22 protein-coding genes are annotated in these 25,922 nt (G+C 61.7%); 7 read left to right on the top strand and 15 right to left on the bottom strand.

Annotated elements, in window-relative coordinates; translation table 11 throughout:
• Positions 1-100 precede the first annotated feature (100 nt).
• Positions 101-1,720: a methyl-accepting chemotaxis protein gene (locus tag OKC42_RS09600; protein ID WP_270819565.1), complete on the top strand. Its 1,620-nt coding sequence runs from the start codon at positions 101-103 to the stop codon at positions 1,718-1,720.
• Positions 1,721-1,842: 122 nt separating this feature from the next.
• Positions 1,843-2,952: a YeeE/YedE thiosulfate transporter family protein gene (locus tag OKC42_RS09595; RefSeq protein ID WP_270819564.1), complete on the top strand. Its 1,110-nt coding sequence runs from the start codon at positions 1,843-1,845 to the stop codon at positions 2,950-2,952.
• A 78-nt stretch (positions 2,953-3,030) separates the two neighbouring features.
• On the opposite strand, the gene ompA is transcribed toward OKC42_RS09595, so the two are convergent.
• The 6 genes from ompA to ilvG form a co-directional block, all read right to left on the bottom strand.
• Positions 3,031-4,125: a porin OmpA gene (gene ompA / locus OKC42_RS09590; RefSeq protein ID WP_270819563.1), complete on the bottom strand. Its 1,095-nt coding sequence runs from the start codon at positions 4,123-4,125 to the stop codon at positions 3,031-3,033.
• A gap of 302 nt (positions 4,126-4,427) precedes the next feature.
• Entirely contained in the window at positions 4,428-5,948 is a 1,521-nt protein-coding gene (gene ilvA / locus OKC42_RS09585; RefSeq protein ID WP_129504931.1) for a threonine ammonia-lyase, biosynthetic, read from the bottom strand.
• A gap of 3 nt (positions 5,949-5,951) precedes the next feature.
• Positions 5,952-7,793 (bottom strand): dihydroxy-acid dehydratase, encoded by a 1,842-nt coding sequence (gene ilvD / locus OKC42_RS09580; RefSeq protein WP_270819562.1) that lies wholly within the window; start codon positions 7,791-7,793, stop codon positions 5,952-5,954.
• A gap of 144 nt (positions 7,794-7,937) precedes the next feature.
• Positions 7,938-8,882, bottom strand: a complete 945-nt coding sequence (locus OKC42_RS09575; RefSeq protein WP_270819561.1) for a branched-chain amino acid transaminase — start codon at positions 8,880-8,882, stop codon at positions 7,938-7,940.
• A 12-nt stretch (positions 8,883-8,894) separates the two neighbouring features.
• A complete protein-coding gene (gene ilvM, locus OKC42_RS09570; RefSeq protein WP_005342011.1) occupies positions 8,895-9,173 on the bottom strand; it encodes an acetolactate synthase 2 small subunit in 279 nt (92 codons plus the stop codon).
• Complete coding sequence (ilvG, locus tag OKC42_RS09565; protein WP_270819559.1) at positions 9,170-10,816, bottom strand: acetolactate synthase 2 catalytic subunit; 1,647 nt, start codon at positions 10,814-10,816, stop codon at positions 9,170-9,172. The genes ilvM and ilvG overlap by 4 nt, the downstream gene beginning before the upstream one ends.
• A gap of 384 nt (positions 10,817-11,200) precedes the next feature.
• Here ilvG and OKC42_RS09560 point away from each other — a divergent pair, with 384 nt between their 5' ends.
• From OKC42_RS09560 to OKC42_RS09550, 3 genes are all read left to right on the top strand, one after another.
• A complete protein-coding gene (locus tag OKC42_RS09560) occupies positions 11,201-12,715 on the top strand; it encodes a YifB family Mg chelatase-like AAA ATPase (RefSeq protein ID WP_270819557.1) in 1,515 nt (504 codons plus the stop codon).
• 127 nt (positions 12,716-12,842) lie between these two features.
• Complete coding sequence (locus OKC42_RS09555; RefSeq protein WP_270819556.1) at positions 12,843-13,742, top strand: acyltransferase; 900 nt, start codon at positions 12,843-12,845, stop codon at positions 13,740-13,742.
• A gap of 6 nt (positions 13,743-13,748) precedes the next feature.
• Complete coding sequence (locus tag OKC42_RS09550; RefSeq protein WP_058056256.1) at positions 13,749-14,714, top strand: acyltransferase; 966 nt, start codon at positions 13,749-13,751, stop codon at positions 14,712-14,714.
• On the opposite strand, the gene OKC42_RS09545 is transcribed toward OKC42_RS09550, so the two are convergent.
• Positions 14,639-15,145, bottom strand: a complete 507-nt coding sequence (locus OKC42_RS09545; protein ID WP_127007189.1) for a DUF523 domain-containing protein — start codon at positions 15,143-15,145, stop codon at positions 14,639-14,641. The genes OKC42_RS09550 and OKC42_RS09545 overlap by 76 nt on opposite strands.
• On the bottom strand, positions 15,142-15,792 hold the full coding sequence (locus tag OKC42_RS09540; RefSeq protein WP_005339607.1) for an NUDIX hydrolase: 651 nt from the start codon (positions 15,790-15,792) through the stop codon (positions 15,142-15,144). The genes OKC42_RS09545 and OKC42_RS09540 overlap by 4 nt, the downstream gene beginning before the upstream one ends.
• Positions 15,793-15,866: 74 nt before the next feature.
• Here OKC42_RS09540 and OKC42_RS09535 point away from each other — a divergent pair, with 74 nt between their 5' ends.
• Both OKC42_RS09535 and pncB read left to right on the top strand, forming a co-directional pair.
• On the top strand, positions 15,867-16,502 hold the full coding sequence (locus OKC42_RS09535) for a nicotinamidase (protein WP_005356142.1): 636 nt from the start codon (positions 15,867-15,869) through the stop codon (positions 16,500-16,502).
• A gap of 101 nt (positions 16,503-16,603) precedes the next feature.
• The gene (gene pncB, locus OKC42_RS09530) at positions 16,604-17,782 is read left to right on the top strand and encodes a nicotinate phosphoribosyltransferase (RefSeq protein ID WP_005342020.1); all 1,179 of its coding nucleotides are present in this window, start codon (positions 16,604-16,606) and stop codon (positions 17,780-17,782) included.
• Between the two features lie 71 nt (positions 17,783-17,853).
• On the opposite strand, the gene OKC42_RS09525 is transcribed toward pncB, so the two are convergent.
• The 7 genes from OKC42_RS09525 to OKC42_RS09495 form a co-directional block, all read right to left on the bottom strand.
• Positions 17,854-18,462, bottom strand: coding sequence for a thiol:disulfide interchange protein DsbA/DsbL (locus OKC42_RS09525; protein WP_005356138.1), 609 nt, complete (start codon positions 18,460-18,462; stop codon positions 17,854-17,856).
• A gap of 229 nt (positions 18,463-18,691) precedes the next feature.
• Positions 18,692-19,681, bottom strand: a complete 990-nt coding sequence (locus tag OKC42_RS09520) for a serine/threonine protein kinase (RefSeq protein WP_075111952.1) — start codon at positions 19,679-19,681, stop codon at positions 18,692-18,694.
• A gap of 103 nt (positions 19,682-19,784) precedes the next feature.
• Positions 19,785-21,236 carry a cytochrome c oxidase accessory protein CcoG gene (ccoG, locus tag OKC42_RS09515; protein ID WP_139438149.1) on the bottom strand — a complete coding sequence of 484 codons (1,452 nt, stop codon included), beginning with the start codon at positions 21,234-21,236 and terminating at the stop codon, positions 19,785-19,787.
• A 155-nt stretch (positions 21,237-21,391) separates the two neighbouring features.
• Positions 21,392-21,655 carry a YihD family protein gene (locus tag OKC42_RS09510; protein ID WP_005339598.1) on the bottom strand — a complete coding sequence of 88 codons (264 nt, stop codon included), beginning with the start codon at positions 21,653-21,655 and terminating at the stop codon, positions 21,392-21,394.
• A 30-nt stretch (positions 21,656-21,685) separates the two neighbouring features.
• Positions 21,686-22,840 carry a GGDEF domain-containing protein gene (locus OKC42_RS09505; RefSeq protein WP_005339596.1) on the bottom strand — a complete coding sequence of 385 codons (1,155 nt, stop codon included), beginning with the start codon at positions 22,838-22,840 and terminating at the stop codon, positions 21,686-21,688.
• Between the two features lie 127 nt (positions 22,841-22,967).
• Positions 22,968-23,357 carry a Cu(I)-responsive transcriptional regulator gene (gene cueR / locus OKC42_RS09500; protein WP_005339594.1) on the bottom strand — a complete coding sequence of 130 codons (390 nt, stop codon included), beginning with the start codon at positions 23,355-23,357 and terminating at the stop codon, positions 22,968-22,970.
• Positions 23,358-25,787 carry a heavy metal translocating P-type ATPase gene (locus tag OKC42_RS09495; RefSeq protein ID WP_270819552.1) on the bottom strand — a complete coding sequence of 810 codons (2,430 nt, stop codon included), beginning with the start codon at positions 25,785-25,787 and terminating at the stop codon, positions 23,358-23,360. It abuts the gene before it with no gap.
• Between the last annotated feature and the right edge of the window lie 135 nt (positions 25,788-25,922).

Here is a 25,922-nt window from a genome sequence, read left to right as displayed (position 1 = left end):
CCCTTCTCCAGAGCCGACTCGCCATCAACAGACCACACCCGAGTCTCACTATCCCGCCAGAGAGCTATGCTATCCATGAACGGAGCCGAATGGAGGCAACATGCTCAAGCACATTCACGACAGATCCCTGCTTTTTGGTCAGATTCTGGGGATCATGGTCATTATCACGCTGATCTCCATCAGCTTTTTCGGGCTTTATTCGGTCCGGAGCGCAGCCGATCAGATGGGACAGGGGAAGGATGTGGTAGCCGATATTCTGCCGCCGCCCCTCTACCTCATCGAATCCCAGTTGCAGGTCTACACCCTGCTCCATGCCAAACCGGAGGAGCGGGAGCCCCTGCTGCAAACCCTCGCCCGACTGCAGCAAGAGTTCGAGAGCCGTAACCGTTTCTGGCAAGAGAGCAGCCTGAACGAGCCCCTCAGGGAGCTGCTGCTGGGGGAGCAAAAAGTGCAGGGGGAACTGTTCTGGCAGTTGCTCAACGACAAGTTTGTCCCCGCCATCAAGGCGGGGGATCTGGTGCAGGCGGGCGCGATTGCGGCACGCCTGCACACCCTCTATAACGCCCACCGGCTAGGGGTGGACGCCACCGTCATCCACGGCAACCAGTATGCCGCCGAGCAGATGGCCCATCTCGCCAACACCACCCGACTCTGCTACAGCCTGCTGTTGTGCGCTGCACTGCTGGGGGCTGGGCTCATCTTCTGGCTGGGACGCCCCACCCAACAGCGGCTGCTGGCCGCAGGCAAGGCCACCGCCGCCATCGCCGAAGGGGAGTTGAACCGCCCCATGCCGGAGCCGGGCCTTGATGCCATCGGCGAGCTGATCCGCCAGATCGGGGCCATGCGTGATCAGCTGGCAACCCTGGTGGAGTCCCTGCAACGCAGCGCCAGTACGCTGGATGATCGCGCCACCAGCCTGACCGCCATGGCACAACGGCACACCGATGACAGTCAGGCACAGGTCGGGGCCGCCCACCATATCGAACAGGCAATCGAGCAGCTCACCCACTCCATTGAACAGGCGGGTAGCCAGCTACACCAAGTGGGGGAGCAAACCCTGCAGTCAGCAGAGCGGGCACAAGAGGCGGCGATCGCCATCCACACCGTGGAACAGGTGATCGGGGGGCAAGTCACGGGAGTGAAGCAGGTCTCCCATACCATTTCGGATCTGGCTGGCCTCTCGCAGCAGATTGCCGGGCTGGCGGGCGCCATTCACGATATAGCGGAGCAGACCAATCTGCTGGCGCTGAACGCCGCCATTGAAGCGGCGCGGGCAGGTGAACAGGGACGCGGTTTTGCCGTGGTGGCCGATGAAGTGCGCTCGCTGGCGACCCGCACCGGCAGCGCCACCACCGAGATCAACACCATCATCGGCAAGATCCAGGATGTCAGCCTGCGCGCCGCCAGCGAGATGGATACCGAGCTGGCCCGGGTCGAACAGGCGGTCACTCACACGATGACAGCGCGCCAAAGCGTCGCCCGGATCGCGCAGAGCTGCGAGGAGATCAACCAGCGCATCGCTCAGGTCGATCAGTTGATGAGCGATGAGACCAGGCTGGTGCAGGGGATCCACCATCAGGTCGGCGAGATGTCGCGGTTGGCGGCCGAGGCCAACCAGAGCGCCAGTCAGGCCGCCGAAGAGGCGACCATGGTCGCCCAGCACGCCCGCATCCTGACTAGGCAGACTCACCACTTCCATCTCGACACCACCCGCCATTGATCCCCGGCGCTGACGGGAGTCAGCGCTCCCCTTTTTCTCTGCACTGGTTAAATGGGTAGCATTAGACTCCATGAGGGAATAGGATCCGCCCCTCTGAAAACCAACTGCAAGGATCAACTGACATGACTCGAAAATGGTCGCTCCCCATCGTGGTAATCGCGGGGGGAGCGTTACTCTGGCTTGGCAACACCTTTGGTATGAAATGGGCTCTGATGGCCCTGATCGGATTCGGCTTCGGCTTCACCCTCTCCTTCAGTCGATTCGGCATCGTATTCGGTTGGCGCGAAATGCTGACCAAACGCAACAGCTACTACGTGCGGGTTCACCTGCTCACCATCGCCATCGAAATTCTGCTGTTCACCACCTTCCTCTCCTTTAGCCACGCCCTGTTTGGCGATGCCATGGTGGGTAACGTGATGGCTATCGGCATTCCTTTCATCGTCGGTGCCTTCCTGTTCGGCATCGGCATGCAGCTGGCAGGCGTCTGCGCCACCGGCACTCTTTACTGCTGCGGCGAGGGACAACCCCGCTTCTGGCTGGTGCTGATCTGCTACGGCATCGGCACCCTCATCAGCAACCAGTTCCGCCCCGAACTGGATGCTACCTTCTCCAGCCATGTGGTATTGGCCCGGGACCTGACCGGCAATATCTGGAGCGGCATGCTGCTCAACCTGGCGCTGGTCGCTGCACTGTTCCTGCTGTTTCGCAACAGCGAACTCAAGCGTACCGGCGAGCTCAAGCCCCTCTTCAGCGGCGGCAACCTGTTCTGGCGCGATGGCCGCTTCACCGTGCTGACCGGCGGCATCATCATAGCTCTGCTCAACTCGTCCGTGGTCGCTCTGCACGGCTCGGCCTGGACCATCACCGGTGCCGTCTATGACATGGCGCTGCGCGGAGCCTCCCTGTTTGGCCTGTTCGAGGGGAACCCGAAACTGGCCCAGCCGCTCTTTATCAACCCCATGGTCGGCATGTTCTGGCTCGGTATTCTGGGGGCCATGCTGGCGCGCAGCCTGAGCGGTGGCGGCAACTTCGCCCCGATGCGGCTCGGCAACAGTCTGGCCTCCATCATCGGCGGCCTGTTGATGGGGATGGGCGCCATGTACGCCGCCTGCAACCTCGGCGGTTTCTTTGATGGCACCGCCTCCGGCAGCCTGCACGGCTGGGTCTGGATGCTGATGGCCCTCGCGGGCAGCCTCATCGGCATTCGCCTGCGCCCGCTGTTCGGGCTCTGAGGCTCGACATCGTAAACACCCCATAAGAAACGGGAGGCCAAGCCTCCCGTTTTACATTTATTGCTCCCGTCGCTCTGCTTATTGGACAGGCTGGGAAACCCCTTCCAGATGGATTTCCACCCGGCGATCCGGTGCCAGACAGGCGATCAGCTCTTGCTTGGCGCGGCTGGCACAGCTGCTGCCAGTGACCGGATTGGCCTTGCCACGTCCCTCGACTCGTACCTTATCGGCATACAAGCCTTTGGATACCAGATAGCTGGCCACACTCTGGGCCCGCTTCTCGGATAGTGCCAAGTTGTAGTTGTCGGAGCCGATGCGGTCGGTATAACCGATGACAGTTGCGACACCATCTTTCGGATTGGCCGCCACAATCTGGCTGAACAGGGCATCGAGCGCCTGATTGGCAGCCGGTTTCAGGGTCGCTTTGTTGAACTCGAACAGCACATCGGAACTCAGACTGAAGGTCTTGGGCTCAACCACGGCTACAGGTGCCGGTTCGGCGGCCGGAGCGGGCGCCGGAGCAGCGACCTCGCCACCTTGCTGACCGAAGCGATAGAGCATCCCGAACGAGATCAGGCCGTTATCCATCTCGATACCGGAGCGATCGAGAGAGGCATCTCCCAGCGGCGTGGTGTACTGGTACTCCAGACGGGCAGCCCAGTCACGATCGATGGCATATTCGGCACCCAGCGCACCAACGAAGGCAGCGCCATGCTTTTTACCGGTCTCGCTGGTATTGGCGAAGCTGATCTCGCTATCCGTCCAGGCATAGGCGCCGCCCAGTCGACCATAAAGATCGAGCACATTTGTTGCCGGGAAGCTGATCTTCATGGTGGCCTGAATCATCTGGCTCTTGGCTTCGGTATTGAGGGTATTGGCGCCAGAGCCCGAAGTGGTGTCGTATTTGCCAAGCCAGTCATAACCCAGCTCGAAACCCAGGTTGGGGTTGAGCTGGTAACCGGCGAACAGGCCCAGACCCAGATCATCCGTGTTCTCGCTGGTATTACCCAACGTCTGGGCAATCGACTCGGCATACTGGTTGTGGTCAACGCCATAGTAATTGGACCAACCGGCCTTGCCACCGACATACCAGGTATTGTCCTGAGCGGCAGCCTGCACGGCTCCGGCAGCCAGCAAGCCACTGACCAATACGGCAAGCATGGATTTATTCATATTTTCGCCTCTGCAATAAGTCGTTATGGGCGCCTGAGTGCGCACTTTCCCTGTGTGAAGCCGTCAGGCGGCCTCTCCGCTATTCAGGGTATCCCATCCGAACGCAGCCTCAAATGACCAAGCCATCAGGAGTGTGAGCTTGCCAGCAATATCCGGCGTAAAAATCACCTGTGTACCTATTCACACTGTTTTGCCAGTTAAACCATGACGTTGCGTCGTATGGAGTGGACCTATCCACACGCAGCAATAGAAAAGGGAGGCATAATGCCTCCCTCCTGATGAGTTGTTGAAGCCCCCCTTGCTCAACTGGCCAGAAACAGCCGATAGGCGGGGTCGTCGCTCACCTCTTTCCAGCCGTAGCCAATCTCGCGCAGGTAGTCGTGGAAGGCTGCCACGTCTTCATCCGGCAGCTCGAAGGCGCAGAGCACCCGGCCGTAGTCAGCACCGTGGTTGCGGTAGTGGAACAGGCTGATGTTCCAGCGACAGCCCAGAGTCTCGAGGAAGCGCATCAGGGCGCCCGGCTGCTCCGGAAACTTGAAGCTGTAGAGCCGTTCACCAAGGGGCCGGGCCGGGCGGCCGCCAATCATGTAACGCACGTGGTTCTTGGCCAGCTCGCTCTCGGTCATGTTTACCACCGGGTAGCCGTTGCCGCCGAGTTGATCGATGATCTGACCCAGCTCCTCGTCACCGCCGGTGAGCCGCACCGAGACAAACAGCGACGCCTGCTCGGCATCCGCATAGCGGTAGTTGAACTCGGTCACCATGCGGGGGCCAAGCTGACGGCAGAAGTCGAGGAAGGCCCCCTTACGCTCGGGGATGGTCACCGCCAGCATGCCCTCGCGCTTCTCGCCAATCTCGCAGCGCTCCGACACGTAGCGCAGGCTGTGGAAGTTGACGTTGGCGCCGGACAGAATGGCCGCCATCCGCCCCCCTTTGACCTGCTCCCGCTCGCTGTAGGCCTTGAGGCCCGCCAGCGACAGGGCGCCCGACGGCTCGGCAATGGCGCGGCAGTCGTCGAAGATGTCTTTCAGTGCGGCGCAGATCTGATCGTTGGAAACGGTCACCACCTCGTCCAGATACTGGTTGCACAGGCGGAAGGTCTCCTCGCCGATGCGCTTGACCGCCACCCCGTCCGCAAACAGCGAGACCCGCTCCAGATTGACCGGCTCGCCAGCAGCCATGGCCGCCTTGAGACAGGCGGAGCCTTCCGCCTCCACCCCGATCACCTTCACATCCGGCAGCAGCTGCTTGATATAGACCGCCACCCCGGCGGCCAACCCGCCGCCCCCCACCGGCACGAACACGTGGGTGAGGTGGGTATCCTGCTCCAGCAGCTCCTTGCCGATGGTGCCCTGCCCGGCGATCACCTCGACGTCGTCAAACGGCGGGATCAGGGTGTACCCCTCCAGTTCCGCAAGGCGGCGACTCTCGCCATAGGCCTCGTCGAAACTGTTGCCAAACAGCATGACGTTGCCGCCCTGACGGCGCACCGCGTCGATCTTGATATCCGGCGTGGTCTTGGGCATCACGATGATCGCCTTGATGCCGAGCTTGGCGGCCGACAGGGCGACCCCCTGCGCGTGGTTGCCAGCAGAGGCGGCGATAACGCCGCGCGCCTTCTGCTCCTCAGTCAGGGTAGCGATCTTGTGATAGGCGCCGCGCAGCTTGAAGGAGTGGACCGGTTGCAGATCCTCCCGCTTCAGGCTGACGTGGTTGCCGAGCCGCTCGGAGAGTTTCTTCAGGGTTTGCAAGGGGGTGACCCGCGCCGCCTCGTAGACGGGAGAGAGCAACACCTTGCGTAGATAATCCGCCGCAGAGACCATGATTTATTCCCCCAGCATTGAGCGATCGCGCACCGCGCCTTTATCGGCGCTGGTGGCGAACATGGCATAGGCGCGCAGGGCAAAGGAGACCTGACGCTGACGATCGAGCGGCTTCCAGCCACGGGCTTCCACGGCGACGCGGCGGGCAGCCAGCACGCTGTCGGCCACCTCCAGCACCATGCTGCGGGCCGGGATGTTGATGCTGATGATGTCGCCATCCTCCACCAGACCGATGGTGCCGCCGGAAGCGGCCTCCGGCGAGACGTGGCCGATGGAGAGACCCGAAGTTCCGCCGGAGAAGCGACCATCGGTGATCAGGGCGCACACCTTGCCGAGCCCCATGGACTTGAGATAAGTGGTGGGGTAGAGCATCTCCTGCATGCCCGGGCCCCCTTTCGGCCCTTCGTAGCGGATCACCACCACCTCGCCCGCTTTCACTGTGCCGTCGAGGATACCGTTCACCGCGCTCTCCTGACTCTCGAATACCCGGGCCGGGCCACGGAAAGTGAGGTTCTCCTCATCCACCCCGGCAGTCTTGACGATGGCACCGTTGACCGCGAGGTTGCCGGAAAGCACGGCAAGGCCGCCCTCCTGGCTGTAGGCGTTATCCAGCGAGCGGATGCAGCCCTCGGCGCGGTCCAGATCCAGCTCCGGCCAGCGGCAATCCTGACTGAACGCTTTGGTGGTGCGGATGCCGGCAGGGCCGGCGCGGTAGAAGTCCACCACCTCCTGACTGGGCTGGCGGCTGACGTCATATTCATTGAGCTGCTCGACAAGGGAGCAACCCAGCACGGTACGGGTATCCCCATGCACCAGACCCGCTTTTTCCAGCTGGCCCAGAATGGCGACCACGCCACCGGCGCGGTGCACATCTTCCATATGGTATTTCTGGGTGGAGGGCGCCACCTTGCACAGCTGGGGCACCTTGCGGGACATGCGGTCGATATCGGCCATGGTGAAGTCGACGCCAGCCTCCTGCGCCGCCGCCAACAGGTGCAGCACGGTATTGGTGGAGCCGCCCATGGCGATATCCAACGCCATGGCGTTTTCGAACGCCGCCTTGGTGGCGATGTTGCGCGGCAGGGCGGTCTCGTCATCCTGCTCATACCAGCGCTTGGCCAAAGTCACGATGCGCTGGCCCGCCAGCTTGAACAGCTGCTCGCGATCGGCGTGGGTTGCCAGCATGGAGCCGTTGCCCGGCTGGGAAAGGCCGAGCGCCTCGGTCAGACAGTTCATGGAGTTGGCGGTAAACATGCCGGAGCAGGAGCCACAGGTGGGGCAGGCACTGCGCTCCACCTGTTCGCTCTGGGCGTCGGACACCTTGGGATCGGCGCCCTGGATCATGGCGTCTACCAGATCCAGCTTGATGATCTGGTCAGAGAGCTTGGTCTTGCCCGCTTCCATCGGGCCGCCGGAGACGAAGATCACCGGGATATTGATGCGCAGGGCGGCCATCAGCATCCCCGGGGTGATCTTGTCGCAGTTGGAGATGCAGACCATAGCGTCGGCGCAGTGGGCGTTGACCATGTACTCCACCGAGTCGGCGATCAGCTCGCGCGACGGCAGGGAGTAGAGCATGCCGCCGTGGCCCATGGCGATGCCGTCATCCACGGCGATGGTGTTGAACTCTTTGGCGACGCCGCCCGCAGCTTCGATCTCGCGCGCCACCAGTTGCCCCAAGTCCTTGAGATGGACGTGGCCCGGCACAAACTGGGTGAAGGAGTTGACCACGGCGATGATGGGTTTGCCGAAATCCTGATCGGTCATTCCGGTGGCACGCCACAGGGCGCGGGCCCCGGCCATGTTACGTCCGTGGGTGGTGGTGGCGGATCTCAACTTCGGCATTGTCTCTACTCCCTGAATGCCCATATGGGCTCGATGCGTTATGCGGTGATGATACGAGTGGATCGCAATCGATCCTGGTGAGCACTCCTCTGGGAAGCGCTCACCGGAAGCGACTCGGGGAGGCACAGCGCCTCCCCTCTCTTATCAGTCGTTGACTGGCGTCAGCCAGCCCCACTTGTCCTTGGTCTTGCCATTGAACAGGCCGAAGAAGGCGTTCTGCAGCTGCTCGGTCACCGGGCCACGGCTGCCAGTCCCTACCTTCATCCGATCGACGGAGCGCACCGGCGTCACTTCGGCGGCGGTGCCGGTCATGAAGATCTCGTCTGCAACATACAGCGCCTCACGGGGTAGCGCCTGCTCGCGCACCTCGTAACCCAGATCGCGGGCCAGCGTCATGATGGTGTCACGGGTGATGCCGGGCAGGATGGCGGCGGTAGCAGGCGGGGTGAACAGCACGCCGTTCTTCACCAGAAACAGGTTCTCCCCCGCCCCTTCGCTCAGGTAGCCGTTCACATCCAGCGCCAGCCCCTCGGCAAAGCCGTTGCGCTTGGCCTCGCGGCTGATCAGCTGGGATGACAAATAGTTGCCGCCCGCCTTGGCGCCGGTGGGAATGGTGTTGGGAGCGAGCCGGTTCCAGGAGGTGACGCACACATCTACCCCGTTTTTCAGCCCCTCCTCCCCCAGATAGGCGCCCCACGGCAAGGCGGCCACCATCAGGTCGGCCTTGGCATCCAGCGGCGGATGCAGCCCCAGCCCCACGTTGCCGACAAAGGCCAGCGGGCGCAGGTAGCCGCTCTTCAGGCCGTTCTCGCGCACCACGGTGCGGCAGGCTTCATTCACGTCGGACTCGCTGTAGGGGACGTCCATCCAGTAGATCTTGGCGGAGTCGAACAGGCGGCGAGTGTGCTCCTGCAGACGGAAGATGCAGGTGCCTTTGGGGGTATCGTAGGCGCGTACCCCCTCGAACACCGAGGAGCCGTAGTGCAGGGCGTGGCTCATCACGTGCACCTGGGCATCTTGCCAGGGCACCAGTTTGCCGTTGAACCAGATGTATTGGGGGTGAGTGGCGGATTGGGAAGGCTGTGACATTGGCTTGGCTCCTTAAGCTCTGATCCGGGGTTGCTGTTCCAGTGCATCGACCCGGGAGACGTCCACCAGCTTCACCAGCTGGCTCCACAACTGCTGGATGGGACGCACCGACTCGACAGTAACCGTGATCCGCAGCTGTTGGCAATCCTGCTCCATATTCAAGGCACATAGATTGAAGCCGCGGTGACGCACCACCCGCAGCACCCGCTCCATCACTTCCGGTCTGGGCTGGGCGTGGATATGCAGGGTGTGCTGTGCAAATGCTGGTTGTGCAAGGGTGTGCGGGTTCATGGGCGTTGCTCCATCATCTGGTGGTTGGCGACTCCCGGCGGAACCAGGGGCCAGACGTTTTCTTCCTCTGAAATAGCCACATGCAGCAGGTAGGCACTCTCGCTTGCCAGCAGGCGATCGAGGGCACCGGCTATCTGCTCCTTGCATGTGATGGTCTCGCCCGGAATACCGAAGGCGGCAGCCAGGGCGACGAAATCTGGGTTGTCGGAGAGGATGGTCTCGCTGTAGCGGCCGTCGAAAAACAGCTCCTGCCACTGGCGCACCATGCCGAGGCGCTGGTTATCCAGTAGCACCATCTTCACCTTGAGCTGGGCCCGGCGGATGGTGCCGAGCTCCTGCACGTTCATCATGAAGGAGCCATCACCACTCACCAGCACCACTTCATCCTCCGGGCGCGACATCTTGGCGCCGATGGCGGCGGGCAAACCAAACCCCATGGTGCCGAGACCGGCGCTGGAGAGGTGGTTGCGCGGGCTGGTGAAGCGCATATGCTGGGCTACCCACATCTGGTGCTGACCCACGTCGCAGGCGACCACGCTGGTCTCCGGCAACTTGGCAGATAGCTGCTTGAGCAGCGCCGGAGCGTAAATGGCCTGCCCCGGGTGGTCGTAGCGAAACGCATATTCGCGGGCCATGGCGGCGCAGTGCTCACGCCAGGGGGCGATGTCGAGAGTCATGGCGAGGTGCGGCAACACCTGTTTGAGATCCGTGGTGATCCCCACCTCGGCGGCGCGGCGCTTGCCGAACTCGGCGGCATCCACATCGAGATGGATCACCTTGGCCTCGGGGGCAAACTCCTCCAGCTTGCCGGTCACCCGATCATCGAAACGGGCACCCACCACCACCAGCAAGTCGCACTGCTGCACCGCATAGTTGGCCGCCTTGGTGCCGTGCATGCCGAGCATACCCAGATAAACAGGGCTGTCAGGATCGAGCGCGCCAATCCCCTTGAGGGTGGTGACCGCAGGCATGCCGGTTGCGGCAGCAAAGTCACGCAACTGCTGCTCGGCATTGGCCATGCCCACTCCGCCACCAACGTAGAGCACCGGACGCTCGGCGGCGGCCAGCAGGGTGCGGGCGGCCGTCAGCTCGGCCGGATTGAGATGCTCGGGCTCCTCCACCGCAAACAGCGGGCTCTGGGGCGGCACGGCGGCCAGCTGCACATCCTTGGGGAGATCAATCAGCACAGGGCCGGGGCGCCCTTCGGTGGCGATGGCGAAAGCTTCTGCCAGCACCCGCCCCAGATCGGCGGCATCGGTCACCATGAAGGAGTGCTTGGTGCAGGAGAGGGACATGCCGAGCACGTCGACCTCCTGAAACGCATCGGTGCCGATGGCGGAACAGGGCACCTGTCCACTGATGGCCACCAGCGGCACCGAATCGAGCAGAGCCTCCGCCAGACCGGTTACCAGATTGGTAGCTCCGGGGCCGGAGGTGGCAATGCAGACTCCCACCTGACCGGAGGCGCGGGCATAACCCACCGCCGCTATGGCGGCGCCCTGCTCGTGGCGGCAGAGCTGATGGGCCAGACCACCGTCATACAGGGCATCGTAGACCGGCATGATGGCCCCGCCCGGGTAACCAAACACCTGGGTCACCCCCTGTTTCTTGAGAGCCTGTACCAAAAACTGCGCGCCGTTCATGTGGAAAATCCTGTCCTTTGGTCGAAAAAAAACCCCCGAGCTGTGAGGCTCGGGGGTCGCTTGTTTCGTTCTGTCCGGTGGTGGGTCTATCCCTTGTTCCGTGCAGCTAAACGAGCCCCGAGCGGTGAGATAATAATCACCACTAGGACCACAATAATGCTGACGAAACGGAAGGCCATGTTCATAGTTACAACCGGAAACCCTGTGAAATTGGGGCGGTTTCTACCGCGAATGGCTATTAGAACTAGCACGGTGATTTTTATTGGGCAAGCCTTTTTTCTGTGACAACCCACTGATTTTGGCTATTCCTCAGCCGGAACTCTGGAATAAAAAACCAACAACAAGCAGTTAGTCAGAACATATATCAACTCAAGGACGGGATTTATGTCATTAGCTGTGGTTTATAGCCGTGCCAGCCTCGGGATCGCGGCCCCGCAAGTTACAGTGGAAGTTCACCTCTCCAACGGCCTGCCCGCCTTCAACATGGTCGGCCTGCCAGAAACCTCGGTGAAGGAGTCGCGGGATCGGGTGCGCAGCGCCCTGCTCAACGGCAATTTCGAGTTCCCGAGCAAACACATCACGGTCAATCTGGCCCCCGCCGATCTGCCCAAGGAGGGGGGCCGCTTCGATCTGGCCATCGCCATCGGCATTCTCGCCGCTTCCAAGCAGATACCCGCAAAATACCTGCTCGATCACGAATTTTTGGGGGAGTTGGCCCTGACCGGCGAAATTCGTCCCGTGCTCGGCGTACTGCCTGCCGTACTCGCCTGCCGGGATGCGGGGCGCACCCTGCTGGTACCGCGAGAGAACGGCCCGGAAGCCTCTCTCATTCAGGATGCCGAGGTGCGCACCGCCCACCAGTTGCTGGCCGTCACCGCCTGGCTGGCCGGCCAGTACGAACTGCCGCTGCCGGATTCCCAAAGCGCGGAGAGCCTGCCCGATGTGCCGGATCTGCAGGATGTGATCGGCCAGTCTCAGGCCAAGCGGGCGCTGGAGATCGCCGCCGCCGGCAGTCACAACCTGCTGTTCATCGGCCCGCCCGGCACCGGCAAGAGCATGTTGGCCAGCCGTCTGCCCGGCATTCTGCCGCCGCTCAGCGAGCAGGAAGCGCAGCAGACCGCCGCCATCCACTCCATCGGCGGCCTCACTCCACGCGCCGGCCACTGGCACCACAGACCCTATCGCACCCCCCACCACAGTGCCTCGGCGGTGGCGCTGGTGGGCGGCGGCAGCCACCCAAGGCCCGGCGAAATATCGTTGGCCCACAACGGGGTGCTGTTTTTGGATGAATTGCCAGAGTTCGAGCGCAAGGTGCTCGACTCCCTGCGCGAGCCGCTGGAGACGGGCCACATCACCATCAGCCGGGCCGCCCGGCAGGTGGATTTTCCCGCCCGCTTCCAGCTGGTCGGTGCCATGAATCCCAGCCCCTGCGGCCACTATGGAGATGGGCAGACCCGCTCCAGCCCGGATCAGATCTTGCGCTACCTCGGCAAGCTCTCCGGCCCCTTTCTCGACCGCTTCGACCTGACAGTTGAGGTGCCGCTGCTGCCCAAGGGGAGCCTGACCGGCAAGGCGGAGCGGGGGGAGTCGAGCCAGCAGATCCGCGATCGGGTGCTGGCAGCGCGAGAGCGCATGCTGAGCCGCAATGGCAAACTCAACAATCTACTGGATAGCCGTGAGATAGAGGATATTTGCCGCTTATCACCGCAAGATGCCGAATTTTTGGAGAACGCCATCCAGAAGCTGGGGCTCAGCATCCGGGCCTGGCATCGCATCCTGCGGGTGTCACGCACCATCGCCGATCTGGCCGGGCAACACGCCATCAGCAAGGAGCATCTTATCGAGGCGCTCGGTTATCGCGCCATGGACCGGCTGCTGTCGCGACTGCGCAGCAGCTGACAGGAGGGAAAAGGGTGAGTCCGACTCCGTATCGGCTCTGAATGGTCTCACGGGCAATCGGCTGATATTATGGCCACAGATCTGACCACTTGATGGCCCTTTATCGACAGCAAGACGGACCCGACTCATGCCCAACAAGCTGACAGAGCGACTGCGCGGCAGCCTCTCCACCCTGCTCTATTTTTTCAACACCCTCTTCTGGTTTATCCCCATCTTTTCGCTGGGTCTGCTCAAACTTCTGCTCCCCCTTAAGGGGTGGCGTACCCTCTGCAACTGGTTGCTGGATGGCTGTGCCAGCTGCTGGATCGGTTTCAACAATCTGATCCAGAAAACCATCATCAGAACCCCTTTCGATGTGGTCGGAGTGGACAAAGGGCGCCGGAATGAGTGGTATATGGTGATTGCCAACCATCAATCCTGGGTCGACATACTGGTACTGCAGCGGGTTTTTAACCAAAAAATTCCCTTCCTGAAGTTTTTCCTCAAGAAAGAGCTGATTTGGGTACCTTTTCTCGGTCTGGCATGGTGGGCGCTCGACTTCCCCTTCATGCGGCGATATTCCAGAAAATTTCTGGAAAAACATCCCCATCTGAAGGGAAAAGACATTGAAACGACCCGTAAGGCCTGCGCCAGGTTCCGCTACATTCCGGTGAGTGTGATGAACTTCGTCGAAGGCACCCGCTTCACCGGCAGCAAGCATCAGAAGCAGGGCTCGCCCTATCGTCATCTGCTGCTCCCGAAAGCGGGGGGCATCGCCTTTACTCTGGCCGCCATGGGTGATCAGTTGCATCAATTGGTGGATGTCACCATCGCCTATCCGGACGGCATCCCCAGCTACTGGGACTTCATGTGTGGCCGGGTCGGGCAAATCAAGGTTCAGGTCCGCTATTTGCCGATCGACCGCAAGCTGGTGGGGGATTACTTCAATGACCCCGAGTTCCAACAAGAGTTTCAACAGTGGTTGAACGGGATCTGGCACGAAAAGGACCAGACCCTGAGCCAACTGCTGGCAACCAAGGCGCAGTAAACATTCATGCTATCCCTGCTTCCCGGCCCGCTGGTGCTGATCATCAGCGCGGGCCTGACCATCCTTTTCACCGCCTTGTGCGCCAGCCTGATCCTGCTGGTGTCGCTGGCCAAACTAGTACTGCCGATCCCGGCCTTTGGCCGCGCCTGCAGCCGCCTCAACAACCGCTTCATGCGTCTGTGGCTGGCCTGCAATGCGCTGGTGATCCGCCTCACCACCCGCATTGACTGGCAGGTGGAGGACAATACCAAGCTGCGCAAGGATGGCTGGTATCTCATCATCAGCAACCATATGAGCTGGACCGATATCGTGGTGCTCGGCCACCTGTTCCGCGATAGGCTGCCGGTGCCCAAGTTCTTCATGAAACACGAGCTCATCTACATCCCGCTGCTGGGGCTCGCCTGCTGGGGGCTCGATATGCCCTTTATGCGCCGCTATTCGAGAGAGTTTCTGTTAAGAAATCCCCATCTGCGCGGCAAGGATATCGAGACCACCCGCAACGCCTGCGAGAAGTTTCGCCACATCCCCACTACCGTCATCAACTTCGTGGAAGGAACCCGCTTCACCGAGCAGAAACGGGATGCGGCCCGCTCCCGCTATCGTCACCTGATGCCGCCCAAGGCGGCAGGACTGGCCTTTACACTGGCGGCCATGGGCGAGCAGTTCGACAGCCTGATCAACGTCACCATCCGCTATCCGGACAACGCCGAGACCCCGTTCAAGGACTTCCTGATGGGGCGGGTAAAACGCATTCAGGTGCGGATTGAGGAGCTGCCGGTGAATGAGCAGCTGATTGGAGATTACTTCAACGACAAGCAGTTCAAGCGCGGTTTTCAGGAGTGGCTAAACCAGCGCTGGCAGGAGAAGGACGAGGTGCTGGAGGGGTGGCAGAGCGGTCAGTCACCGCTGCCAGTTGCCGCCAAATCCGGGGAGGAATCCAAAGAGAGTGCCGAGGCCAACTCGGCCAACTGATCTTCGGAAAAGACTGCAATCCCGTGGCGGCGCAGCAGGGCAGTGGTCTTGCCCTCGCCCGCCACAGAAACACCTTCGAAGCGGCCGTTATAGATACGGCCGCTACCACATGAGGGGCTCCCCTCTTTCAGAAGGGCAAAGCGAATGCCCTGCGCCTGACAAATAGCCAACGCCAGCTCGGCGCCGCGATCAAACTCTTCAGTCACATCCAGCCCGCTCGCCGTCACTACGCGCTCGCCCTGTCGCTCGGCAGGGGGGCGTGGGGTCGGCAGACCGCCCGCCACTTCGGGGCAGAAGGCCAGCGCCCGCCCCTCGGCACCCAGCGCACTCAGCCAGTCGCTGACAATCCCCTTGCTCTGACCGTCGTAACGCACCGGCTGACCCAGCAAGCAGGCACTCACCAGCACCTTGTGCACGCCGGTCTCACTCATGCTTCCGCTCCGTGCATCACTTGATCGAACATCACGCAGCAGGGGCTCTCCAGTCGGTAGAGGATGGCAGGACGCTGTTTGCCGGTGCGCTTGCGGCCGGTATCCACCAGAATGTCGGCGCGATGGATCCGCTTGCGAAAGGCGGCCGTATTCATGGGGGTTTGCAGGATGATTTCGAAGGCACGTTGCACCTCGGATAGGGTGAACTCGGGCCCCAGCAGTTGCAGCGGCAGGGTGCTGTAGCGGCTCTTGATCCGCAGCCGCTCCAGCCCCTTGGCGATGAGCTGGACATGGTCGAAGGCGAGGCTCAGCCCCGGCAGGTTGGCGAGTGGATGCCAGCAGCCGTGGATCGCTTCCACTTCCGGATCCACCAGGCAGAGATAGACCAAGGTCGTGGACCAGCCGCGGGGATCCCGTTCCAGATTGCCGAGAGTGCAGACCTGCTCACTGTAGCAGTGACCAAGCCCCCACTCCGCCAGCAGACGGCGCTGGGCGGCATCCAGATCCCGATCCCGGGTCTCGTCGATGCGCAGCGCCGGCAGTTGCCAGCAGTGGGCAAAGGGGGGGCGATCGCGGGTCTCGAGGAGCAGCTCGAGCCGCTCCTCATGCAACCGCAGCACCACCATATCCAGACTCATTCTCAGCATGCCGATCGCCCTGCTCGCCTTCCATTAATGTTTGGTAGATAATATCACACGAATAGTATGTGCAGGAGCCAATCATGGGAACCGTCGCCAGCCTGGATATTGATGCGCAGAAGGGCTTTACCCCCCTCTGCCCGAACGAACTGCCCGTCGCGGGCGGTGATGATATTGTGGCTGCGCTCAACGCTCAGGCCACCCTCGCCACGCTGCGGATCGGCAGCAAGGACTCTCACCCCGCCAATGCCGACTGGGCCGTTTCTGACCCCGCCGGCATGCTGCTGCCGCTGGATCTGCCCAACGCCGACCTCACTTGGCCGGTGCACTGCGTACCGGGCAGCAAGGGCTTCGAGCTGCTCGACGGCCTGCCCGCCCCCATCGACTATGACTTCTTCGTCTGGAAGGGGGTCGAGCCGGATCTCCATCCCTACGGCACCTGCTTCCACGATCTGGCCGAACGGCGCAGCACCGGACTCATCGAATTCCTGCAAGCCCGCCAGGTCGATACCGTGCTGGTCGGCGGCCTCGCCACCGACTACTGTGTCAAAACCAGCGTGCTGCAACTGCGCCGCGCCGGTTTCCGGGTGATCGTCCATCTCGATGCCTGCCGTGGCATCGCGCCCGCGACGGTTGCCAGCGCCCACACCCAGATGATTGAGGCTGGCGCCGAACTGGCCCAGACCCTGATCGATGTACAACGCCTGCTGGACGCCTGATATGCCACCGATTCTTACCAGCCTGCTCGACACCGATGCCTGCACGTTACATATGCGGCAGGGGAGCGCCATCGTGCTCACCAGTCTGCGAGGAGCCTGATATGCCCCCAATCCTCACCAGCCTGCTCGACACCGACGCCTACAAGCTGCATATGCAGCAGGCGGTGTTCCATCGCTATCCGGATGCCGAGGTGGTGGCCGAGTTTCACAGCCGAAATGAAGAGGATCTGCTGCCCATGATGGGGCAGATCGAGGAGCAACTGCGCCTCGCCGGTTCCCTGCGACTGACTAGGCCAGAGCTCGATTTTCTGGCAGAGCGTCCCTTCTTCACTCCTGACTACCTCGACCACCTGCGCCGCAAGCCTCTCGACGCCTCCCTGCTCAAGGTGTTCGAGCAGGATGGCCGCATCAATGTGCGGGTCGAGGGCCCCTGGCAGGATGTGATCCTGTGGGAGATCCCGGTGCTCGCCATCATCAGCGAGATGCGCAACCGCTTCCGCTATCCCCAGTTCGGCGTCAGCCACGCGCTGGAGCGGCTCGATCAGAAGATCGACAAGCTGGAGAAGGAGCTGAGCAGCGACGAGATGAGCGAGTTTAACCTCATCGACTTCGGCACCCGCCGCCGCTTCTCTCACGCGGTACAGGATGCGGTAGTGGGTCGCCTCAAGGAGCGGCTGCCGGCGTTTCGCGGCACCAGCAACTACATGCTGGCCCAGAAGTACAAGCTGCCCGCGGTCGGCACCCAGGCCCATGAGTGGTTCCAGGCGCACCAACAGCTCGGCTTCCCGCTGGAGCACAGCCAGCGCGCTGCCCTCACCAGCTGGCTGGACGAGTTCACCGACCATCTCGGCATCGCCCTGACCGACTGCATTACCATGGATGCCTTCCTGCGGGACTTCGATTTCGAGCTGGCCAGCAGCTATCAGGGCTTGCGCCACGACTCCGGCGATCCCGTAGTGTGGGGCGAGAAGGCGATCAGCCACTATCAGCGCCTCGGCATCGACCCCACCGACAAGACCCTGGTCTTCTCCGACGGGCTCAACCTCGACAAGGCGGTGCAGCTGTTCCGCCACTTCCGTGGCCGCATCAATACCAGCTTCGGCATCGGCACCAAGCTCACCTGCGATCTGCCCGGCGTCAGCCCGATGAACATCGTCTTCAAGCTGATCGAGTGCAATGGCGGCCCGGTTGCCAAGATCTCCGACAGCCCGGGCAAGACCCTCTGCCGGGATGCGGAGTTTATCCGCAACCTCAAACAGGCGTTCCACGTCGGGGTCTGATCTTCCCGAACACCAGAAAACAAAAAGCCCGCCGGTTCGCACCGGCGGGCTTTTTATCGACTCAAGGGGTATCAGTCTTTCTTGGCCAGCAGGAACTGCACCAGCTTGTTGAACTGCTCTTGAGAGGTGATGGATTCAATCTTCACCATGTACTTGCCGTTCACCAGGAAGGCCGGTACACCGCGAATGTTGTAGCTCTCGGTGTTGCGATCGAACTGGGAGACCATGCCGGAGACGGCGAAGCTGTCGACGGCACCGTCGAACTCTTCAGCCGGTACGCCGTTGTCCACGAAGATCTTCTTCACATCGTCACGGCTCATCGGCGGCTGACGCTGGGTGTGGATCTTGTTGAAGATGGCCGGAGTCAGCTTGGCTTCGGCGTTGAGCAGGCTGGCAACGGCGTAGGCACGCTGCATCTCGGGGCCCATCTCGCGACCGAGGAAAGCAACCGGGTTCTTCTTGAGGGGCACACCCTCTGGCAACCCGGCCTTCAACTGTTCAACGATCGGTTCGAAGGTAGCGCAGTGCGGGCAGTAGTAGGAGAAAAACTCCATCACTTCCGGCTGGGCACTGCCAGTCTGTTTGACCACATCGTAGTTGACGCCTTCCTTGAACTCGGGGGCGGCGTGAACCATGGGGATCATCAGCATGGCAGCAAGGAAAAATAGAACTTTTTTCATGATGTTTCCTGTTAAGGGATCACTGTGAGGCACGCCCGGCGAACCGAAGCAGTGCCAAGCCTATTGTTTCGCCATGCTGACGTCAATGGTCAGGGCCGGAGATCGAGTCCCCCTTGCCGCGCAAGATCCCTTCTATTTCACCAGTTTGGCATCAGGCTCAACGGTGGCGCCTTGAGTGCCTCCAGCTGATCGTGCCAAAGGTGGGGCTATCTGCTGGCCGCCGGATAAGTTACCACCCAGGCATCAGGGTCAACGGCGGCGCCTTGAGCGCCTCCAGCTGATCGTGCAGGGTCGCAATCTGTTGACGCCAGTAGTGATCGGTATTGAACCAGGGGAAGTGACGGGGGAAGGCGGGATCTTCCCAGCGCCGCGCCAGCCACGCCATGTAGTGAACGATGCGCATCGCCCGCAGCGGCTCGATCAGCGCCAGCTCCCGCGAGTCGAACTCCATAAACTCCTCGTAGCCCGCCAGCAGGGTGTCGAGCTGGATCTGCTGCTCGTGGCGCTCGCCGCTCAGCATCATCCAAAGATCCTGAATCGCGGGGCCGGTACGGCAATCATCGAGGTCGACAAACATGGGGCCATCGCGCCAGAGGATGTTGCCCGGGTGGCAGTCGCCATGCAGGGAGATCTGCGCCACATCCAGGGTCATAGCGTCGCTGACATGCTTGATCAGCTCATCGAGTACCCCGAAGAATTGCTTCGCCAGCCCGCTTGGCAGCCACTCGCCAGACGCCAGCAGCTGACGCGGTTCGTGCAGCATGCTCTCCACATCGAGCCGCACCCGATGGTGAAACGGCTTGCTGGCGCCGATCTGATGAATGCGACCGAGGAAACGCCCCACCCACTCAAGCTGGTCGAGATTATCCACCTCGAACTGGCGGCCACCGACGCTCTGCCAGATGGCAAAGGGGTAGCCCTCGTGCTCCAGCAGGGTCTCGCCCGCGAAGGCGAGCGGTGCAGCGACCGGGATCTCAGCCTCTGCAAGGCGGGTGGCAAACTCGTGCTCCTCGAGGATCTGGGCCCGGCTCCAGCGGCCGGGACGGTAGAACTTCACCACATAGCGGCGACGATCCTCATCCTGAAACTGGTAGACCCGGTTTTCGTAGCTGTTGAGCTCGATAAGGCCGGAGTCGAGCCGCAGGCCACTGAGATCGAGCGCATCCATGATGAGGTCGGGATTGAGGTCGGAATAGTTGAAACGCATGTCATCCACCATAAGAAAGGGGCGCCGTTGCGCCCCATTCTATCACTACTGCCCGCCATTGCCGTGCTCGCTGGTGACCGGACTGGTGTCACGCCCGGCCCGCAGCCACACGCAGTTACAACCGGCTGATAAACTTGCTGCCCTGGCGCAGGTTGCCCTTGCTGTCATCGGGCGCCGCACCCTCCCGTTTCAGCACGAACTGGATATCCAGCGCCGGCCGTTTCAGGTTGTAAGGATCGACCGCCAGACTGACCGGCAGGGTGTAGATCTCGCCCGCCTTCAGGGTCACTTCACGGGGGCCGAACCACTGATACTCGGGCAAGCCCTCCACATCCAGCTGGTAGGTCTGGGACTGCAGGGTCTTGTTGAGGATCTTGAGGGTGTAGGTGTTCTCAATCAGCCCCTCGCTGTTTTCGCGGAACAGCTGGTTGCGATCCCGCAGGATATCGAGCCCCATCGGCATGATGGACATGGCGTTGTAGACAAATACCCCCAGCATCACTGCCATCACCAAGCCGTAACCTATCAGCTTGGGCCGCGCCACATGGGTGGAGTCGTTGGCCAGCTTGTGCTCTGTGGTGTAGCTGATAAGCCCTTTCGGGTAGCCCATCCGCTCCATGGTCTGGTCGCAGGCATCGACGCAGGCACCGCAGTTGATGCACTCGTACTGCAGGCCGTCGCGAATATCGATACCGGTCGGGCAGACCTGCACGCAAAGATCGCAGTCGATACAGTCGCCCAGCCCCATCGCCTTGGGATCCGCCTTGCGGGAACGGGCGCCACGGGTCTCGCCACGCTTGGTGTCATAGCCGACGATGAAGGTGTCCTTGTCGAACATGGCGGACTGGAAGCGGGCATAGGGGCACATGTGGATACACATGATGGCACGCATCCAGCCAGCGTTGCCGTAGGTAATGATGGTGAAGAAGATCACCCAGAACAGCACCCATCCGCTGGCCTGAAGGGTGAAGAGATCCGGCACCAGTTCAGTTACATCCTGGAAGTAGGCGACGAAGGTCAGGCCGGTCACCAGCGAGATCGCCAGCCAGGCCAGATGCTTGGCTCCCTTGCGAGCCAGCTTCCCGCCGCTCCAGGGCGCCTCGTCCAGCTTGCGCCGCTTGTTGGCGGGCCCTTCCAGCTTCTCTTCAAACCAGATGAACATGAAGGTCCAGACCGTCTGCGGGCAGAGATAGCCACACCAGACCCGACCGAGGAAGGTGGTAATAAAGAAGAGTCCGAAGGCGGCGATCATGAAGAGCCAGGCGAGCAGGGTCAGATCCTGCGGCCAGATGGTGGCGCCAAAGATATGGAACTGCTGGTGACCGAGGTCGAACAGCACCGCCTGTCGCCCGTCGTAACGCAGCCAGGGCAGCAGCACGAACAGCGCCACAAAGAACCAGCCCATGGCTTTGCGCATCCGCTGCCAATACCCTTTCTGAGCCCGCACATAGATGCGGTTGCCCGGGTTGAATCTGTCGTCGCTGGCTTTGAACGTATTGGGGTTGAAGGTCCCGGTTACGCCCTTGTCGGTGACGTCCTTGATATCGATTTTATCGTGGTCGGCCATTGCAAGACATCGCTCCCTTATTTGTTATGGAGCGGATTATATCTTAAACAGCATGCTAATTGTGTGGATTAGATGTATCTAATATTGGGGTTGGATCGCAATTTTCGGCAACAAAAAAGCGCATCACCACAAGGTGATGCGCTTCCGCTAAAGATTCACTTGATTCCGCGCGCCTTGAGTAGTGCCTCTTTGAAATCGGGCACATGATCCTTGGCCAGACCGGGGATCATCGCCTGCTTGTCGGATTCCCGCATCTTGAGGTGATAGATCAGCATGTCGTCGGTCAGCTCGGACAGAGGCCCTTCAAATCCCGCTTCTTGGGCCAGTTTGGCAACAAACTGCACCAGGCTGAGATCCTGTTCCTTGATCCAGGCAGGCTGCAACAACTCCAGCAGCTCTTCGATACGATGACATTGCATAGACAACCTCTTTAATCTGTCACGTTAAATTCAGGCAACCTTACCCATCAAGGCTACTTCGATTCGATCCCGCCCATTATGCTTGGCCTGATACAGGGCCGCATCCGCTTTTTGGATCAAATCGGCGATTTTCATGCTGTTGTCCGGTATCAGTGTCGCAACACCAAAACTACATGTGACCCGACCGGAGACCAGCGATTTCTGGTGCGGGATGGCCAGCTCCTTGAGCGCCTGCCGCACATTGTCCGCCACCTGCAACGCCCCCTGCATGCCGGTGCAGGGCAGCAGCAAGGCGAACTCTTCGCCCCCGTAACGGGCCGCCAGATCGTCCTCGCGCCGCTCCACCTCGGCCAGCAGCCCCGCCACCTGTTGCAGGCAGTCATCCCCCAGCTGATGGCCGTAGAGATCGTTGAACTGCTTGAAGTAATCCACATCCACCAGCACCAGCGACAACGGCGCCCGGGCGCGATGGCAGCGCCGCCAGGCCCGCTCCAGAGAGTCGTCGAGATGGGCGCGGTTGGCGATGCCGGTCAGGCCGTCGAGGCGGGAGGTGAGACGCAAATGCTCGGAGACCGCCTTCAGTTCGGCAACCAGCTCGGCGTTGGAGAAACGGTGGTGGAGCGAGGCGATCTGATCCCGCCGCATCCGGCGCAGCAGGGTCGGCAGAAAGACAAACAGATAGCCCGCCAGCATGCAGGAGACGATCCGCTCCTGCTCGTTGCCATTGCCCAGCTCGAACAGCATCGCCATGCCCAGCGGCAGGGCGGAACCATAGAGGGTACGGCGGCTGCCAAACAGCATGATGGCGCTGCCGGTAAGAATGAGGCTGGAGAGCATCATCATGGCGGCCCGGTAGGTATCGGGCAGCTTGTCCATGTAGAGCAGCACCCCGAGGGCCCAGATGATGGAGGTGATGGTGGCTCCGATAAAGAGCTCCCGCTCCAGCACCGGCAGCGGTGTCTGGTGCAGGCGGGCTCGGCGCCAGCGCAGGTGCCAGCCCCGACCCAGCAGCCACAGGAAAGTGCCTGCCAGCCAACCGAGCGCTTCGATGGCGGGTAGATAGTCGTGAAACAGCAGACTCCAGCCAAATGCCAACACGCCCAAACAGGGGAGACTGAACGATGCATGGGTATAGAGCTGGGCCATAATGGCCTGCTTAACCTGGCGTGTCACACTCTGGGTCAACTGAGTACTCCTGTACAAGAGCCGAGCAGTCTACCATTACCCCCTGACCCGCAACAATAAAGCGCCGCTTATTAAGAAGTTAATCAATCAATAACGATTTCTTCTGCGCTGGCAGGTGAGTCCTTGCTCACCCCTTCTCCAATTCGTCGAGGATCGGGCACTCGGGATTTTCATCCCCGTGGCAGCAGCAGACCAACCCTTCCAGGGAGGTAAGCATCGCCTGAAGCCCAGCGATGCGGGCCCGCAGATCGACGATCTTCTCCTGCGCCAGCTTCTTCACCTGGGCGCTGGTTCTGTGCTCGTCCCGATAGAGCGCCAGCAGCTCCTGACACTCTTCCAGATTGAAGCCGGTCTCCCGCGCCCGCTTGACGAAACGCAGCTCGCGCAGCGCTGATTCGGTGTAACTGCGATAGCCGTTGTCACTGCGTACCGGGGCTGTGATGAGGCCAATGCTCTCGTAATAACGGATGGTCTTGGCAGTCAGCCCAGTGGCCTTGGCAACCTTGCTGATGTTCATTTATGCCTCCTTATTGATCGGGTTGGATGCTGGCCCATGCGCCGCCCTAGGCTGCCAGCGTTTCAATAACAGGGAATTGCTCAAAACGGTAATGCTGCTCAGGGCCATGGCCGCCCCCGCTAACTCGGGGCTGAGGTAGCCCAACGCCGCCAGCGGAATACCGATGATATTGAACACGAAGGCCCAGAACAGATTCTGCTGGATAGTGCGCCAGGTCGCCGCCGAGATGTCGATGGCATCGGCCACCAGCCGCGGGTCAGATCGCATCAGGGTGATGGAAGCTGTCTCCATCGCCACATCGGAGCCGGAGCCCATGGCGATACCGACATCCGCCGCCGCCAGCGCCGGGGCGTCGTTCACTCCATCCCCTACCATGGCCACCAGCCCGCGGGTTTGCCCCCGCAGCGCCTCCACTTTCTCCACCTTGCCCGCTGGCAGCACGGAGTCAAAGGCCCCGTCCAGCCCCAGCTTGGCGGCAATATGGGCCACGGGGGCCGGCGCGTCGCCGCTCACCAGCCAGCTGGCGATGCCGCGCAGACGCAGGGTGGCGATGGCTTCCGGGCTCTCGGGGCGCAGGGTATCAGCCAACGCCGCAATGCCGGCCACCACGCCGTCGATGGCAACCCAAACCCGGGTCGCACCGTCGGCGGCTTGTTCATCCTGTTGTGGCACCTCAATGCCGAGCTGGGCCAGCAGAGAACGATTGCCGATGGCGACCCTGTGGCCCGCCACCTGACCGACAATACCGGCACCGACCCGCACCTCTACCTCATCAGGCTGAGGCAGTATCGCCTCCTTGCCGACTGCCTCGAGCATCGCCAGCGCCAGCGGGTGCTCGCTCGCTTGCTGCAGGGCGGCGGCCAGATGCAACTGCTCGTCATTGCCGCTCCAGCTGGCCAGCACCGGCTTGCCCTGAGTGAGCGTGCCGGTCTTGTCGAAGATCAGCGCCTTGATGGCGTGGGCCTTCTGCAGGGTATCGACATCCTTGATCAGGATGCCGTGGCGCGCCGCCACCCCGGTACCGGTGACGATGGCTGCAGGCGTTGCCAGCCCCAGCGCGCAGGGACAGGCGATCACCAGTACCGCCACCGCTGCCAGCAACGCCTGACCGAAATCGTTGCTGATGGCGTACCACACCAGCAGGGTGAACAGGGCGATAGCCATCACCACAGGTACGAAGATGGCGGAGACCTTGTCCACCAGCTGCTGCAGCGGTGCCTTGCCCATCTGGGCGCTCTCCACCAGCGCGATGATCTTGCTGAGGCTGGAATCCTCCCCCACGGTAGTGGCTTCGATCTCCAGCACACCGGAGCGGTTGATGGCACCGCCCAGCACCTTGCCGCCCTCACTGCGCGGCACTGGCAGGCTCTCGCCGGTGAGGATCGACTCGTCCAGTTCGCTGGCGCCGCTCACGATTTTGCCATCCACCGGCACCCGCTCACCCACCAGCACCCGCAGCCGATCGCCACGCAGCACCTCGTCGATAGCGACGCTCTGCCAGCTCTCGCCACGCCAGACGGTGGCAGTTTCCGGTCGCAGCGCCATCAGTTCGCGAATGGCGGACTGGGTGCTGCGGCGGGCTCTCGCCTCCAGCAGTTTTCCCAACGAAATCAGGGTGATGATGATGGCGCTCGCTTCGAAATAGAGCTTGCCGCTGGCTGCCATCCCCAGCGTCAACAACAGATAGAGGCTGTAGAAGTAGGCGGCGCTGGTGCCGGTTGCCACCAGCACATCCATATTGGCTGCGCGGTTCTTGATGGCGAGCCAGGCGCCGCGATAGAAGCGGGCCCCGATCCAGAACTGCACCGGGGTGGCGAGCAGCAGCTCGAGCCAGGCGGGCAGATGCCAGGGGAACAGTCCAGCCATGGCCAGCATCCCCACCAGCAGCGGCAAGGTGAGCAAAGCCGAGATGATGACCCGGGTCTGCGCCTGACGGGCTGTGGCGGCCTCCTGCGCTTCCCGCTCCAGCAACTGCTGGCGGCGGCCGCTGGCCGAACCCTGTGCCAGTTGGGCGCCAAAGCCAAGCGCCTCGATCTGCTCGCGCAAAGCGGCTGGCGTCTGCATCCCGGGGACCAGCACGATCCGGGCCTGTTCGATGGAGAAGTTGACCTCGGCCGAGATAACGCCGGGCAGCGCGGCCAGCATCTTGTTCAGTCGAGCCGAACAACCGGCACAAGTCATACCGGTAATTTGAAACAAAAAGGTCTCGCTGCCGTAGTCGTAACCCTGACTCTTGATGCTGTCGAGCACCGCAGACAGGCGATCGGGGCTGGCCAACTCGATGGCCGCCTGCTCCAGCGCGAAGTTGACGGTGGCCGATACCCCGTCGAGCTTGTTGAGGGCGGTCGTGATGCGGCCTGCGCAGTTGGCGCAGCTCATGCCGCTGAGCGGCAACTGCAGATGAATGGGTGATTGAAGATGAGTGGTCATGTTGTTCCTCCCCGGAACCCGTCGGCACCACAAAACGCCGACTGGCAAACCCTAACCTTTACTGTAAGGGTAAGCTCAAGCCACATGATCCACTTTTTGCAGATGAAAAAACGGCGCCCGTTTGCTGCCAGAGAG

The sequence above is a fragment of the Aeromonas sp. Y311-2 genome (assembly GCF_027706025.1).
In the GTDB taxonomy this organism is placed as follows: domain Bacteria; phylum Pseudomonadota; class Gammaproteobacteria; order Enterobacterales; family Aeromonadaceae; genus Aeromonas; species Aeromonas veronii.
This window is presented reverse-complemented; position numbering and strand designations above follow the sequence as displayed.

Coding starts and splice junctions, on each gene's coding strand:
- OKC42_RS09600 (WP_270819565.1), top strand. CDS start 101: ATGCTCAAGCACATTCACGACAGATCCCTGCTTTTTGGTCAGATTCTG.
- OKC42_RS09595 (WP_270819564.1), top strand. CDS start 1,843: ATGACTCGAAAATGGTCGCTCCCCATCGTGGTAATCGCGGGGGGAGCG.
- ompA (WP_270819563.1), bottom strand. CDS start 4,125: ATGAATAAATCCATGCTTGCCGTATTGGTCAGTGGCTTGCTGGCTGCC.
- ilvA (WP_129504931.1), bottom strand. CDS start 5,948: ATGGTCTCTGCGGCGGATTATCTACGCAAGGTGTTGCTCTCTCCCGTC.
- ilvD (WP_270819562.1), bottom strand. CDS start 7,793: ATGCCGAAGTTGAGATCCGCCACCACCACCCACGGACGTAACATGGCC.
- OKC42_RS09575 (WP_270819561.1), bottom strand. CDS start 8,882: ATGTCACAGCCTTCCCAATCCGCCACTCACCCCCAATACATCTGGTTC.
- ilvM (WP_005342011.1), bottom strand. CDS start 9,173: ATGAACCCGCACACCCTTGCACAACCAGCATTTGCACAGCACACCCTG.
- ilvG (WP_270819559.1), bottom strand. CDS start 10,816: ATGAACGGCGCGCAGTTTTTGGTACAGGCTCTCAAGAAACAGGGGGTG.
- OKC42_RS09560 (WP_270819557.1), top strand. CDS start 11,201: ATGTCATTAGCTGTGGTTTATAGCCGTGCCAGCCTCGGGATCGCGGCC.
- OKC42_RS09555 (WP_270819556.1), top strand. CDS start 12,843: ATGCCCAACAAGCTGACAGAGCGACTGCGCGGCAGCCTCTCCACCCTG.
- OKC42_RS09550 (WP_058056256.1), top strand. CDS start 13,749: ATGCTATCCCTGCTTCCCGGCCCGCTGGTGCTGATCATCAGCGCGGGC.
- OKC42_RS09545 (WP_127007189.1), bottom strand. CDS start 15,145: ATGAGTGAGACCGGCGTGCACAAGGTGCTGGTGAGTGCCTGCTTGCTG.
- OKC42_RS09540 (WP_005339607.1), bottom strand. CDS start 15,792: ATGCTGAGAATGAGTCTGGATATGGTGGTGCTGCGGTTGCATGAGGAG.
- OKC42_RS09535 (WP_005356142.1), top strand. CDS start 15,867: ATGGGAACCGTCGCCAGCCTGGATATTGATGCGCAGAAGGGCTTTACC.
- pncB (WP_005342020.1), top strand. CDS start 16,604: ATGCCCCCAATCCTCACCAGCCTGCTCGACACCGACGCCTACAAGCTG.
- OKC42_RS09525 (WP_005356138.1), bottom strand. CDS start 18,462: ATGAAAAAAGTTCTATTTTTCCTTGCTGCCATGCTGATGATCCCCATG.
- OKC42_RS09520 (WP_075111952.1), bottom strand. CDS start 19,681: ATGGTGGATGACATGCGTTTCAACTATTCCGACCTCAATCCCGACCTC.
- ccoG (WP_139438149.1), bottom strand. CDS start 21,236: ATGGCCGACCACGATAAAATCGATATCAAGGACGTCACCGACAAGGGC.
- OKC42_RS09510 (WP_005339598.1), bottom strand. CDS start 21,655: ATGCAATGTCATCGTATCGAAGAGCTGCTGGAGTTGTTGCAGCCTGCC.
- cueR (WP_005339594.1), bottom strand. CDS start 23,357: ATGAACATCAGCAAGGTTGCCAAGGCCACTGGGCTGACTGCCAAGACC.
- OKC42_RS09495 (WP_270819552.1), bottom strand. CDS start 25,787: ATGACCACTCATCTTCAATCACCCATTCATCTGCAGTTGCCGCTCAGC.